The sequence below is a fragment of the Succiniclasticum ruminis DSM 9236 genome, from assembly GCF_900112895.1.
GTDB classification, from domain to species: domain Bacteria; phylum Bacillota; class Negativicutes; order Acidaminococcales; family Acidaminococcaceae; genus Succiniclasticum; species Succiniclasticum ruminis.
Genome location: NZ_FONL01000001.1, coordinates 142,649 through 156,807, shown reverse-complemented (window position 1 = coordinate 156,807; position 14,159 = coordinate 142,649). Strand labels below are relative to the sequence as shown.

Annotated in this window: 14 protein-coding genes and 1 tRNA gene; 14 read left to right on the top strand and 1 reads right to left on the bottom strand. The window is 47.3% G+C overall.

Translation table 11 applies throughout. The features are described 5' to 3' along the window. The first annotated feature begins 2 nt into the window (after window positions 1-2). From leuA to dtd, 6 genes are all read left to right on the top strand, one after another. Entirely contained in the window at window positions 3-1,700 is a 1,698-nt protein-coding gene (leuA, locus tag BM159_RS00775) for a 2-isopropylmalate synthase (RefSeq protein WP_093912361.1), read from the top strand. A gap of 197 nt (window positions 1,701-1,897) precedes the next feature. Next, window positions 1,898-3,247, top strand: coding sequence for a pyruvate carboxylase subunit B (locus BM159_RS00770; protein ID WP_093912360.1), 1,350 nt, complete (start codon window positions 1,898-1,900; stop codon window positions 3,245-3,247). A 95-nt stretch (window positions 3,248-3,342) separates the two neighbouring features. Beyond that, window positions 3,343-4,533 carry an anaerobic nitric oxide reductase flavorubredoxin gene (locus BM159_RS00765; protein ID WP_093912359.1) on the top strand — a complete coding sequence of 397 codons (1,191 nt, stop codon included), beginning with the start codon at window positions 3,343-3,345 and terminating at the stop codon, window positions 4,531-4,533. 6 nt (window positions 4,534-4,539) lie between these two features. After that, window positions 4,540-5,190: a histidine phosphatase family protein gene (locus tag BM159_RS00760; protein WP_093912358.1), complete on the top strand. Its 651-nt coding sequence runs from the start codon at window positions 4,540-4,542 to the stop codon at window positions 5,188-5,190. Between the two features lie 204 nt (window positions 5,191-5,394). Continuing rightward, window positions 5,395-6,225 carry a MetQ/NlpA family ABC transporter substrate-binding protein gene (locus tag BM159_RS00755; protein ID WP_093912357.1) on the top strand — a complete coding sequence of 277 codons (831 nt, stop codon included), beginning with the start codon at window positions 5,395-5,397 and terminating at the stop codon, window positions 6,223-6,225. Between the two features lie 78 nt (window positions 6,226-6,303). After that, window positions 6,304-6,747: a D-aminoacyl-tRNA deacylase gene (gene dtd / locus BM159_RS00750; RefSeq protein ID WP_093912356.1), complete on the top strand. Its 444-nt coding sequence runs from the start codon at window positions 6,304-6,306 to the stop codon at window positions 6,745-6,747. A gap of 82 nt (window positions 6,748-6,829) precedes the next feature. Here the strand turns inward: dtd and BM159_RS00745 are convergent, their stop codons facing one another. Continuing rightward, window positions 6,830-7,204, bottom strand: a complete 375-nt coding sequence (locus tag BM159_RS00745) for an NINE protein (protein WP_093912355.1) — start codon at window positions 7,202-7,204, stop codon at window positions 6,830-6,832. A gap of 366 nt (window positions 7,205-7,570) precedes the next feature. Between BM159_RS00745 and BM159_RS00740 the strand changes: the two genes are divergently transcribed. The 8 genes from BM159_RS00740 (at window position 7,571) to BM159_RS00705 (ending at window position 14,016) form a co-directional block, all read left to right on the top strand. Next, complete coding sequence (locus BM159_RS00740; protein ID WP_245763593.1) at window positions 7,571-8,302, top strand: metallophosphoesterase; 732 nt, start codon at window positions 7,571-7,573, stop codon at window positions 8,300-8,302. Window positions 8,303-8,389: 87 nt separating this feature from the next. Next, window positions 8,390-8,466: transfer RNA gene (locus BM159_RS00735), tRNA-Arg, on the top strand. Between the two features lie 306 nt (window positions 8,467-8,772). Further along, window positions 8,773-9,522: a potassium channel family protein gene (locus tag BM159_RS00730; RefSeq protein ID WP_093912353.1), complete on the top strand. Its 750-nt coding sequence runs from the start codon at window positions 8,773-8,775 to the stop codon at window positions 9,520-9,522. 169 nt (window positions 9,523-9,691) lie between these two features. Next, window positions 9,692-10,099, top strand: a complete 408-nt coding sequence (locus tag BM159_RS00725) for a hypothetical protein (RefSeq protein WP_093912352.1) — start codon at window positions 9,692-9,694, stop codon at window positions 10,097-10,099. A 543-nt stretch (window positions 10,100-10,642) separates the two neighbouring features. Continuing rightward, entirely contained in the window at window positions 10,643-11,557 is a 915-nt protein-coding gene (locus tag BM159_RS00720; protein WP_143089369.1) for a hypothetical protein, read from the top strand. 70 nt (window positions 11,558-11,627) lie between these two features. Further along, a complete protein-coding gene (locus BM159_RS00715; protein WP_093912350.1) occupies window positions 11,628-12,980 on the top strand; it encodes a hypothetical protein in 1,353 nt (450 codons plus the stop codon). Window positions 12,981-13,034: 54 nt separating this feature from the next. Beyond that, complete coding sequence (locus tag BM159_RS00710) at window positions 13,035-13,469, top strand: hypothetical protein (RefSeq protein ID WP_093912349.1); 435 nt, start codon at window positions 13,035-13,037, stop codon at window positions 13,467-13,469. A gap of 91 nt (window positions 13,470-13,560) precedes the next feature. Beyond that, window positions 13,561-14,016, top strand: a complete 456-nt coding sequence (locus tag BM159_RS00705; protein WP_093912348.1) for a hypothetical protein — start codon at window positions 13,561-13,563, stop codon at window positions 14,014-14,016. The last annotated feature ends 143 nt before the right edge of the window (window positions 14,017-14,159 follow it).

Sequence of the window (14,159 nt, the reverse complement as noted above, 5' to 3'; positions counted from 1 at the left end):
AAATGAAAGCACCTGCCAAGAAGTATATCCCGTTTGCACAGATTCCGCTGGAACACCGTGACTGGCCGGATCATATCATTGATAAGGCGCCCGTATGGTGCAGCGTAGACCTGCGGGACGGCAACCAGGCGCTGGTAACGCCTATGCAGCTGCATGAAAAGCTGCGTATGTTCCGTACGCTGATTGATATCGGCTTCAAGGAAATTGAAATCGGTTTTCCTTCCGCTTCGGAAACCGAATATGAAATTATCCGTACCCTGATCGAACAGGATCTGGTACCGGATGACGTGACGCTGCAGGTGCTGGTACAGGCAAGGCCGGAATTGATCAAGAAAACCTTTGAATCGGTCAAGGGCGCAAAGAATGTTATCATTCATTTTTATAATTCCACCTCTACGCTGCAGCGCAAAATTGTTTTCCAGAAAGATATGGACGGTATCGTGGATATCGCAGTGCAGGGTGCCAAACTGATCCGTCAGCTGACGGAAGAGGAAATAGCCCGCAGCGGCATGAACATCCGTTACGAATACTCTCCGGAAAGCTATACGGGAACAGAGCAGGACTTTGCCGTACGCATCTGTCACGAAGTCATGGAAGCGCTGGGCGCTACGAAAGAAAACCCGGTTATCATCAACCTGCCGGCCACGGTGGAAATGTGTACCCCCAATACCTATGCCGACCAGATCGAGTATTTTATCAAGCATCTGCCCAACCGGGAAGCGGCCATCATCAGCCTGCATCCCCATAATGACCGGGGTACCGGCGTAGCCTGCGCGGAACTGGGACTTCTGGCCGGTGCGGAACGCATCGAAGGCTGCCTGTTTGGCAACGGGGAACGTACAGGCAATCTGGATATCGTAACGGTAGCGCTTAACATGTACACCCAGGGTGTGGATCCGAAACTGGACTTCCATGATATTTTATCGGTAGGAAAAGTATATGAGGAATGTACAAAAATGGAAATCCCCCCCCGGCAGCCTTATGTGGGACAGCTGGCTTTCACCGCCTTTTCCGGTTCCCATCAGGACGCCATCAAAAAAGGCTTTGACTATATGAAGAACACCGGCACGGAATACTGGGAAGTTCCGTACCTGCCTATCAATCCGGAAGACATCAACCGCCAGTATGATCCTATCATCCGGATCAACAGCCAGTCCGGCAAAGGCGGCGCAGCCTATGTACTGGAACAGGCGAAAGGTTACCGTATGCCAAAGTCCATGCAGCCCGAATTCGGCGATATTGTCAAAGCAGCGGCGGACGCTTACGGCGATGAACTGAACGAAGTACAGATCGTTTCACTGTTCAACAAAGAGTTTGTGGACCTGAAAGGAAAATATGAACTGGTTGAACGGCACTTCCATCAAGCCAAACAGTCGGAGGACGCGCAGGAGAATCCTACTGTTTTTACCGGCGTCATTGCCGTGGACGGACAGAAGACCGATGTGATTGGCAGAGGCAACGGTCCTATCGATGCGTTCTTCAACGCCCTTTCGAAAGTCGGCGTGACGGGTTATAAATTTATTAACTACGACGAACACGCAATCAGCGTCGGTTCCAATGCCAAGGCTATCTGTTATATTGAACTCCAGAAGCCGGACGGAAACCACATTTTCGGCGTAGGCATCCACAGCGGTATTGTTGTGGCGTCCCTGCTGGGTATCCTGTGCGCCATCAACCGGGCGGAAAAACAGAAAGCATAAAATTCAACAATTTCAATTCTTTTATAAAAGGCTGCGGCAACCCCGCAGCCTTTTTTATCAGGAATCATTCCCAGTGTATTTTGTATACATAAGGAAGTTTTTATGATATAATATCTTGATAATATTTTGCAATGGAAAGTGTTTTTTATACAATTCAAAATATGATTTTCCATGGAGTTCAGTAAAGGAGTGTTAAGATGACAGAAGTAAAACCCCTGAAGATTACAGAAACAGTATTGCGGGATGGCCCGCAGTCTTTGGTTGCGACCCGGATGAGGGTGCAGGATATGATCCCGGTGCTGGAAAAACTGGATAATGTTGGCTACCATGCCATTGAAGCCTGGGGCGGAGCGACTTTTGACGCCTGCCTGCGTTTTTTGGATGAAGATCCCTGGGGCCGCCTGCGGATCCTGCGGCACCGGATGCCGAACACACCCATCCAGATGCTGCTGCGGGGCCAAAACCTGTTAGGCTATAACCATTATGCGGACGATGTAGTGTCTGAATTTATTAAAAAGAGCGTGGAAAACGGCGTTTCCATCATCCGCGTATTTGACGCGCTCAACGATACGAGAAACCTGGAAACCTCTTTCCAGGCAGGCAAAAAGGCCGGGGCACATATGCAGGGCGCGCTGGTCTATACTACCAGCCCGTATCACAAGCCGGAGGACTTTGTGCGTCTGGCTAAGGAAATGGTACAGATGGGAGCCGATTCCATCTGCATTAAAGACATGGCGGGTCTGCTGAGTCCCTATGGCGCGGAACATCTGATCAAAGCCCTGAAAAAGGAAATCGCTGTGCCGATAGAACTTCACAATCACTGCACCACGGGTCTGGGCCACATGACCGCGCTGAAAGCGGCAGAAGCCGGCGTGGACATTCTGGATACGGCGCTGGCCCCGTTCTCGGGAACCACGAGCCAGCCATGCACGGAAGCCATGGTGGCTACGTTGGCGGAAAGCCCCCGGGATACCGGACTAAACCTCGAAACGTTAAATGATCTGGCAGAATATTTCACCGGCGTCAAGAGCAAAATTGTCAACGAGTTCCATGTGAACCCGAACTTTAACGTAAATCCCAAAGTGCTGCTGTATCAGATTCCCGGCGGCATGCTTTCCAACCTGCGCAGCCAGATGGCAGGCATGGGCATCGGCGACAAGCTGGACGAAGTGCTGAAGGAAATGCCTCAGGTACGGAAAGACTTAGGTTATCCGCCCCTGGTTACGCCCACCAGCCAGATTGTCGGTTCCATGGCGGTTATGAACGTAGCTATGGGCCGTTACAAAATGATTCCCCGTGAAGTAAAAGAACTGATCCGCGGCCGTTACGGCAAAACTGCAGGCCCCATCAATCCGGAAGTGCAAAAACTGGCTATCGGAGACGAGCCGGTCATTGACCACCGTCCTGCCGATGACATTAAGCCCCAGCTTAAGACCATGCGGGACCGTCTGGATGAGGCGGGTTATCCCGGCCTCAGCGTAGAAGACGTACTGTCTTACGCGCTGTTCCCGGATGTAGCGTTGAACTATTTCCGCAGCCACAGATAATTGACAGGAAAACACTGTTTCCTGTTGCGTAAAATAAACAACAAGCTGGCTGATTTTGCCGGCTGCCGGCGGATAAATCTGAAAGGAGACTTTGCATGGCTAAAAAGATTACCGATAAAGTGACCTGGGTAGGGAAGATCGACTGGGAGCTGGTGTATTTTCACGGACATGAGCTCTCCACCTACAAAGGTTCTTCCTACAATTCCTATCTGGTGCAGGACAAAAAGACCGCGCTGATTGATACCTGCTGGAAACCGTACGATGAGGAATATGTAACTAATTTAAAAGAAACGATTGACCTGAAGAAGATCGATTATGTAATCATGAACCACAATGAGATCGATCACAGCGGCGCTTTGCCTGCCCTGATGCGGGAAATTCCGGACGTGCCTATTTACTGCACCAAAAAGGGCGAGGGCATTATCCGCGGACACTATCATCAGGACTGGAACTTTGTGAATGTAAAGACCGGCGACACCCTGGACCTGGGTGACTCCAAGCTTGTTTTCATCGAAGCGCCCATGCTGCACTGGCCGGACACCATGTTTACCTACATGACCGGGGAAAATATTCTCTTCAGCAACGACGGCTTCGGCCAACATTTTGCCAGCGAAGAACTGTACAATGACAAAGTGGACGTTCATGAAATGTACAGCGAAGCCATGAAATATTACGTAAACATTTTGAATCCCTACAGTCCCATGGTGACCCGAAAGATTAAGGAAATCCTGGCCATGAACGTGCCGGTTGACATGATCTGCCCCAGTCATGGCATCATCTGGCGGGATAACCCCATGCAGATTGTGGAGACCTATCAGAAATGGGCGGCCAATTATCAGGAAAACCAGATCACCTTTGTGTATGATACCATGTGGGAATCCACCCGCCGTATGGCAGAGTGCATCGCGGAAGGCATCCGGCAGGCTGACCCGGACGTGGTCATCAAGCTGATGAACGCGGCCAAAGAAGACAAAAGCGATATTGCCACGGAAGTGTTTAAGTCCAAAGCGATCCTGGTGGGTTCGCCTACCATCAATTACGGGTTCGCTTATTCCATCGGCGGCATGCTGGAACTGATCCGGGGCCTGAAGTTTAAGAATAAAAAAGCTGCTGCGTTCGGCAGCTACGGCTGGAGCGGCGAAGCGGTGAAACAGATGACGGAACTGCTGCAGGGCGCAGGCTTTGCGATTGTCAATGACGGGATTCGCTGCCAGTGGGTGCCGGATGAAGCCCATATGGAAGAATGTCGTCAGTACGGCCGGGCCTTTGGGGAAGCAGTAAAATAAATAATAATGAAAACGACAGTGATTTTAATACGCCACGGGGAAACGGAGTGGAACGTGCTGCACCGTTTCCAGGGGCTTTCAGACATTCCCCTGAATGATACGGGACGGCAGCAGGCCGGTTTTGCCAAAAACGGGCTGCAGGGCATGGAGCTGGATGTCATTTATACCAGTCCTTTACAGCGTGCTGTGGAAACAGCGGAAATCATCCGGGGCGAAAGGAATATCCCCGTTTATCCCACAGACGGGCTGCAGGAAATGGGCGTGGGCGAGTGGGAAGGTCTGCTGGTATCGGAAATTGATGAAAAGTATCCGGGCTGGTATGATATCTGGCGTACGGCTCCTACGCAAATCCGTCTCAAAGGCGGGGAGCCTTTTGAGGAAACCCGGAAGCGCGCCTGGAGAACCTTTTGGGAGATTGTCAAAAAGCACGAAGGACAGACCGTGCTGATCGTTTCCCACATGATGTGTATCAGCAGCATCCTGCTGACCATTGCGGGCATCCCGCTGGACGATATCTGGCAGCACCCCATCGGCAACGCTGCCCTGAATATTGTGGAGGCGGACAGCGAAGGCAATGCGGTTATTACGGATTGGAGCCGGGACGACCATATCCCGGAAGCATTCCGGCTGAAGCAGCCTTTCGGCAGGGTTAAATGACAATTAATGGAACGGTGATGGCAGATTGTTAGTGTAACTTACTATACAATCTGCCATTTAATTTTGATTTTCCGTCGAAAAAAGTTTGCTGATTAACAAATTTTGTTGACAGAAAGGTAAAGTTGGTTATAATTTGAAATAATAGTTCTATATCATACTTTTTAAATATGATATGAGAAAAATGGATATTGGAGGGGAATTAACATGTTTTTGAAAAAAGTTTCACTGATCCTGGCAACCGCTCTTCTGGCTTTCAGCCTGACGGGCTGCGGCGGCGGAGACAAGAAAGAAGAAAAGAAAGCGCCGGCGGCGGATAAACCGATTAAAATCGGTGTAACCGCAGGTCCGCACGCGGAAATCATGGACAACGTAAAGAAACTGGCGGATAAGCAGGGCCTGAAGATCGAAGTTGTGGAATTCAACGATTTCGTAACGCCCAACGTAGCCCTGAACCAGGGCGAACTGTTTGCCAACAGCATGCAGCACGCGCCGTATCTGGCGGCGACCCTGAAAAAGGAACCCAGCTTCAAATTAAAAGAATGCTTTAAGACCGTAATTTTCCCGATGGCCGTATATTCTACCAAAGTGAAAAAGGGTGAACCCATTCCCGACGGCGCAACGGTTGCGATTCCCAACGATCCGTCCAACGGCGGCCGCGCGCTGCTGATGCTGGACAATGCGGGACTGATCAAAGTAAAAGACAAGAAAAATTCCGTTACCGCATTAACCGATGTGATCGAGAACAAACACAACTTTAAATTCCAGGAACTGGACGCCGCGGGCATTCCCAGAAGCATCAAGGACGTGACCATCGCCTGCATCAACGTAAACTACGCGCTGCCGGCCGGCCTGAATCCCCTGAAGGATGCTATCATTGTGGAAGGCGCGGATAATCCCTATGTAAATATTTTCGTTACAACGGAAAAGAATTTCAACGATCCGCGGATCAAACAGATTGAGAAAGTGTACCGTTCGGAAGAAAACAAGAAATTTATTCTTGACCACTTCAAGGGCAGTATTCTCAGCGCATGGTAATAAGGACAGAGCTTTTGTCTGACAAGCAGGACAAAAGCTCTTTTTTCTAAACTAAACATACTATTCAGGAGTGTATTTATGCGTGCCGTTGTAACCAGAGTAAAAGAAGCATCCGTAGTGATTGAAGGAAAGACAACAGGGAAAATCGGACAGGGTTTTCTGATCCTGCTGGGGATCGGGCCGGAAGACACGGAATCCATAGCGGATAAAATGGCGGAAAAAATCTGTAACTGCCGGGTTTTTGAAGATGAGAACGGAAAGATGAACCTGAGCCTGGATCAGGTGGGCGGTTCCCTTTTAGTGATTTCCCAGTTCACCCTTTATGCCGATTTGAAGAAACGCCGCCCCGGATTTTCCCATGCGGCCAAACCGGAACTGGCGGTTCCCCTGTATGAGAGATTCATGGAGACCTGCCGTGCCAGAGGTTTTGCCGTGGAACACGGAGAATTCGCCGCTGACATGCAGGTGTATTCCGTAAACGACGGACCGGTCACGCTGCTATTCGACAGCGCTGAAATGTAACATCAAATTCGCAAAAGAAAACCGGCATCAGTTCGACAGGCTGATGCCGGTTTGCAGTTACAGGGTAGTTCTGCTGCGCTTTTTACGCCTTTTCTTCTTTTTTGCTTTCTTCAAATTCCGCGTCGATGGTTTCGCCGTGTACTTTCTGGGGTTTCGGGTACAGCAGTATCGCATCGTGGATCACCTGTTTGGCGATTTCCCGGTTGCAGTCTGCAACCAGGCTTTTCATGCGGAAAAGATCAAAAACCCACCAGATGACGCCGATGTAAATACAACACAGCAGCCACAAAAAGATGTTTTTAAACGGCTTGTGTAAATAAAAATAGTGCGCCCCGAACAGTACCCAGAAAATATAAGCAGACGAAAGGGATTTTTCTTTTGCGGGCAGCGTCTGTATTACATATTGCTGCTGCTGTTCCGTCAAATTCTGAATTTCCAATCTGGTCTGTGCGTCCATTGTTGTTCCTCCTGACTCTATACAACTTGCGGAAAAGCGGCTGTGGATTGAAAACTGAATGCAAAGATGCTGCAGGTTACCGCCGTTTTCCGTGCGCCTGTGCGCATACGGCCATGTTTTATCGAGAGGGACCGGACAAGCATCTCTGCCGGACCGGTTTTATTATAAGGAAAACGCAAACAGAATTTGTAACGAAAGTCGGGCAAAAATGTGAAGAAAGTATGTACCGGGGTGATGAAGGCAGAGGCGCAGGTAATACCGGTTCTTTGCAAAGAGTTTTTGTTTCACGGAGTTTTGTGATACAATGAAGTCGATATAAACGTAAAAGCTTCAACAGTAAGATTTTTTTGACCGCTGCTGAATCAGTTGACGGAGGAGAAAGACGTGCACATTTATGCCATCGGGGACCTGCATTTTTCCGGAGTACCTGAAGCCAAACCCATGACTGTGTTCGGGGAACACTGGCAGGATCACCGGCAGCGCATTACAGAAAACTGGAAACATACTGTCACGCCTGAAGACATCGTCGTTCTCTGCGGGGATATTTCCTGGGCAATGAAACTGCCGGACGCAGTGCAGGATGACCTGCGTTATATTGCGGAATTTTCCGGTAACAAGGTTATGCTGCGTGGTAACCACGATTACTGGTGGACCGGCCTTGCCAAGATGAAACAGGCCACAGGGGGCGCGTTCTTCTTTTTGCAGAACAATTTTTACCCTGTAGAAACGGAAGGCGCAAAACTTGCCATCTGCGGCTCCCGGGGCTGGCTGACGCCCGCCTGTGAAGGGTACGATCCGGAAACGGATGACAGTATTCTGCGTCACGAAGAATTACGTATCAAAGCCTCGCTGGATGCCGCAAAAAAGGAAGGATTCGAAGACATTATCCTGGCACTGCATTATCCCCCGTTTTATTCGGCAGAAGAAGATTCCGTTTTCAAGCAGATTATTGACGAATACGGAGTGAAGACCTGTGTGTTCGGGCACATCCACGGAGCGGAAGGCGCGGCCGCGATATTTGAAGGGGAACGGGACGGCTGCAGGTATAAGCTGGTTTCCTGCGACACGCAGGATTTTACGCCGGTAAGGATACGCTAAAAAAATCCTGAAATTTCTTTTAAAAACTGTTGACAATCCCGGTCATTTTAGTTATAATAGCTTTGCTGTTGAAAAACAGCTTACTGTGACTCCGTAGCTCAGCTGGATAGAGCGTTTGGCTACGAACCAAAAGGTCGGGGGTTCGAATCCCTCCGGGGCCACCAATTAAAAATCAGTAACCACGCAGGTTTAGGCTTGCGTGGTTATTTTTTTCTAAGAAAAGTATTGATTAAAAAATACAGTAATTTTACAGCAAATATCGGGGAAAAGCATTATCAATCTCTAAAATTTCAAGCGCTGTTTGTAATAAAAATTTCCCCCTTGCTTAATTATTGGCAAAGGGGAAATTTTGTCCCTGAAAGTGTACTTTTTTGGATATAAGCCGACAAACTATACCACTTGGCTCAATTATGTGGTAAAATATTAAATAAGGATATTATCAAAGCTTGTATGCATTGGAGGCTACTGTTATGAGGGAAAAGTTATATCAAATTATCAAGTCTCCTACAGAAGGTAATAGTGAAACAACGTTATATGACTATTTTATGATGGTAGTCATCATTCTTAGCCTGTTACCTTTGACATACAAACCTGAAGCAGAACCACACTGGGTCATATATGTTGAGCACATAGCTGTTACTATTTTTATTATTGATTATATTTTGCGGTGGTTTGTTGCTGATTATGAATATCCGGGTTTAAAACTCCCGTTTTTGCAGTATATATATCAACCGATGCCCATTATTGATTTACTGTCTATATTGCCGGGCATATTGGTAAGCATTACTTATCATAATCCGGAATTCATGACATTGATGCTGCTTCGGTTGACCAGACTTGCCAGGGTGCTCCGGTCGTTGAAAATCTTGGAGTATTCCCACAGCTTCAGGGTATTGAGAGCGGTTATCAAGAATAGTATCCGACCCTTAAAAGCAGTATTGGCTTTTGCTATTACATATATCATAATTTCTTCCCTGATTATTTTTCATATTGAACCGGGTTTTAAAGATTTCTTTGAAGCATTGTACTGGGCGACAGTTTCTCTTACTACGGTGGGGTATGGCGATATTGTTCCAACCACAATGTTCGGCAGGATTGTTACCATGGCATCTTCTATCATAGGTATTGCAGTTATAGCTTTGCCATCAGGTATAGTTACTGCCGGCTATATGAAAGCTCTTGAAGAAGAAGAAGAAGAGACAAATAAGGATTTAAAGTAGTTTGATGGTACTTACGTGAGGACTGAATAATGGACATTGGCTAAATTTTATTGAAAACTAGCCACTCACCGTCATGACTGCAGAAGTTCGAAAATGCTCATTGACAAAATGTAGATTCCCTTTCATACTAAATTATAGAGAACTAACGAAACGAGGAAGAGGTGAGTTTATGAAAACAGCGTCTAGATTCTGTTTGCTCTTTGTTATTACTGCGCTCTGTACTGTAATTTTTCCGCTGGCAGCGTCAGCAAAGATCAGCATCCAATGGCATGGCGAACGTGTTTATCTGTACCCGGGCAGGTTGGAATTTGTCGGCTATTTTGAAAATACCGGGGACGAAAAGGGTTATGTCACCCGGTGTGAGTTTGATTTATTCCTTATTGCTTCCGACACTGGCAAGACACTGTGGAAGACTTACGGCAACCAGCACTACGTAAACAGCCTCAGGGTTCCGGCACGCAGGCGTGTTTCATACACAATCAACATACGTAATGCACATATCCCCGCCGGATACAAGGGACGTTATCGCTGGTCGATGAAAAATATCGTCACGGCTTGGACCAGAAACCCCGGTTAAAACTATGGTGGAATCCCGGAAATACGGGAAGCTGAATAATTAATCTAAAAATGAGAATACACCGGCTTGTCAATAGAACGGGCATTGCTTCTATTACGCCTGCCGGAAAATCATAACGGCAGGCGTCGTCTTTATGTATCTTAATCAAATACAAATTTACTATTCCCACGGTTTTAGATTATAATTAAATAAACAGCTATTACATAATTTATTAAACATCATAAACTTAGCAAAAGATACATGTAAGTAATAATTGTATAATCGTGCTATAAAAGATACAAACAGTTCACGCATTCAGTGAAATAAGGGGTTGACAGGAAATGTCAGGTCGGGATACGATTTTCAGAGCTGACCAGAGCAGGGTAGTATTTTGCCTTTTACAGTTTTATATAAAACAGAATGACCGTTTAACGTAACATGATGTATGTTGCGCAAAACGGTTATTTTGTTTTCCGGGGTAATTTGGTTTCAAATTACCTAACAAATATGGAGGGCATGTCCAGTGAGCGGCGGTGTTTTTTGGAAGAAGGTGAGGATCCGATAATGAGAAAAAGTTTTAGATTTGTAGTGATGGCAGTGTGTTTTGCTTTGACCCTCTCTTCTGCTACGGACGCGGTGAATGCCGCTCCCAAAACAGCCAGGGCCGGGCAACGGTCTGTGGCGGACTGGTATCAGAGTGAGAAAGGCGAGGTGTGGCCACCTGTTGCCGGACGGTATGAACGGAAAAATGCCAACGGCATAACCAATGCCTATATCGACGTAACCATTCTGCCGAACCAATGGCCGGTGATTACGTTGCATGCCTGCGATTACGAGGGGACAGATGACGAAAAGGACAGGGAAGCATTATCTCAGGCTCCCGCAGTCAGGATGGGCGGATGGATTGCCAGTAAGGCATTCACAGACTATCCTTCGGGTAAAAAGCGTAGCAAGAGCGATGTGATGCCGGTTGAAATAGGCTTGGGTGCCCGTTTTGTCGCCGGGGCTGAAACCAATGGCATATACGGTGGAAACGGAATCCGGGGCTTGCTGGATAATGTTCAGGTTAATCTGATGCATGCCGGCGTCACTTCCGAGAAAGACGGGCTGGTGCTGGACTATTTCGGGCATAACGGATTACGGTTACCGGATGTCCGGGGAAAATATGTGTTGAAAAAAGACAGCATGCCCGGGGCTGACGAATTTGCCGCCTGTGCATTGGTCGGAGCGCTGCCTATAAACGAAACGGATACAGATTTTACTGACAATACATTGCAAATTGTTCCGGAAGCGGTTACGGGCAGCATGATGCCCCGGTATCAATACATTATCGGCAATTACGGTTTTGCTGTTAAAGTGTTCCGGAACGGTACGTTGCTCCGCACTTTCGTGTTGCCGAAAGATTTAAACGCTGTATACCGTTTTGACAAAAATGGGGATGATATTATGATATACAATATCGACGGCTCTAAAGGATAAGCTGTTAAAAAATGAAAAAATATGGTTCCGTTGAAAGTATGCTTTTAAATCTCAAGGAGGTGAATATCGCATGAAAAAAGAAAAACTGTTGGCTGCTGTACTGGCAGCAGCATGCGCGGTTACGTTTGCACCGACTCTTGATACCGGCATCGCAGAAATGGATTTGTCCCGGCCTGTTTTTGCCCAGGCAAAAGATGTGGCAAACCAGGAAGCGTCGCTGCATTCGCTGCCGCTGGTTACAAGTGTGCATTTTTATTCAGACTGGGACGGGCCGTTTGAAATGCTTCGTTCCCACTGGACAGATATCGGTTTTTACGGAAACGCAAAAGCTCCTGAACAAAAAGTTGCAAAGGCGTTATCTGGTTTCAGCAGGATGAAAAGCGATGACTTTGGGAGAACGCGAAAGCTGATGTTTACTGATTCCAAAGCAGACTGGAGCCAGCGGATCAAAGATGGTTCGCCTTATTACGGGCCATACTGGTTTACCGGCGATATTCTGGTACGCCGGTCTGATTCTGCTGCGGTAAGTTTTTTGGAGGACAAAGGTATATATGCAGGGGGAACGCATGCCGGCAGTGAACTCGCGGCAAGAAATTATGACGCCCGTACAGGGAAGGAGTTACAGCTTTCCGACGTATTTGTAAATAAATATACTCTGGCCGAAGCGATAAAAAAGCGGCTGAAGGAAGACTATCCCGACGCAAGCTTTATGGAAAACGGAGGGGCGGCTGCGGATGAGTCCGTGGACCGGATGATAAAAGAGGATTCGCTGGTCTGGACACTGGAACCATACGGCGTTACGTTTTGGTTCAATCCGTACCGACTGGGCGGCACGTATGCAGAGGAAATGTTTGTGACAACGCTGTTCTATTTAGAATCGCCGGAGCTCTTCAAAAGGAATAAAGGAACAGACGCATTTGCCTGGCGCGCCCTGGAAAGATACTGCATGGATATCCGCTTGTACACTGCCGTCCGTGTGTCCGGTAAACCCGGCGAAAAACTGACCGTGGGCCGCGATAATGATGGCATACAAATTGAATTCCGGGGCGAAGAGTACAGAAACGAATTAGAATTAAGGAATACCGATATCCGTCCGACCCTTGTCAATTGCTCCGATGGCCGGAAATATCTGTATGTGGATTACGAAGAACCTGCCAGCAAATACAGCGCATCGTGTTACAAACTGTATGTGTATGACCTGAACGGGACGTCACCCCGGTTTGTGGGTGTGTATCCGATGACGCGGCTTGCTTCCCCTCTGAAGGATACGGCCAAACGCAGCTGGTATGTGATGAGTGATCCCGATGATTTTTATACGACGGCTACGATGGACAGCAACCTGGTTCCGGGCAAACGGCTGCGCTGCCGTGTCGGCGAAGACGGAGCGCCGGAAGTGCTCGAGGTGGAAGGTGCGAAAGGATAAGCAGTGTGCATCTTTACGTATGACGGATTTTGAGTATGGAAAGGGAATGAGAAAATGAAAAAGCTATTCATCCTGTTGACGTTGGTTCTGACAATGTTTTCAACAGTGGCTTTTGCTAATGTGGATTCCGGTCCGGACTGGTGGAAACAAATTGGCTCGGACAAAATGGCGAAAGTGTATTATGACCGGGAAACGGCAAAATATTATTCAAAGAATTATGATGGTGACTTTGCTGAGGTATGGATGTGCTATCATTTTCATGACGGTTGCCAGAACCATGCCGGCGACCACTATGACTTCGAATTGATTTACATCAACTACAAAGATAAATCCTTTGCCGTCAAAGCGTGCCTGACAAAAGACAGGAACGGAGCAGTTATTGAATCAAACGAGTTCCCGGCGAATATAATCAGTTATGTGCCGTTGAAAGATCAGCACTATGAGACATTGTTGGCCAAAAATGTACGAGAACAGTTCGCAGGAAAATAGCAGGCCTTTTCCGGTCGTCAATACGAAGTAAACTGCCACATTCCTCATATGTTGAATAAGAAGAGGAAAACAATAAGGGGGTAATTATAATATGAAAACGATTAAAATTTTGCTTACGGCAATGATCATTTCATTAAGTTTTTTAATGGGCAGCGTGTATGCCCAGGAGGACATCGAAGCACAGTGGGAAAAGAATGTGCAACAGCTGGGGGCTCATGATGAATTTGTCACCAGCCAGTTAGGGGAGACGCGGACCGGCGTTGTGTATTTTGCGAAATGTCCGTTAAAGGATTTTAAAATTCTATCGCTGAAACTTGAAAAATTCGAAGATAAACCGGTCTTTTTGGCGCAAACCCTGTACACAAAAGAAGTACTGAATCCGGAACGGCCGCTGTTAGTAAAATTGTGTTTGTACGGCTCGGTTCCCAATAACGGTTTTTCCTATACCGATTCCGAAGGAAAGACCCGGTATTATGCCATCAACGCAAGCGGTAAAGACGGATCCCTGCTACTCATTGACAAGATTATAATTAAGCAGGAGCATTAAAAGCATACAAATTCTGAATTTTTAAGTTTGTCAGGTAACATGTGCATTTTTTTGAATTAAAAACCGGCGGTTATGAAGGCCGCTGGTTTTTTTATCTTACACTCTTAAATTTTATATGGCTTTAAGCAGATTTTTTGTTAAAG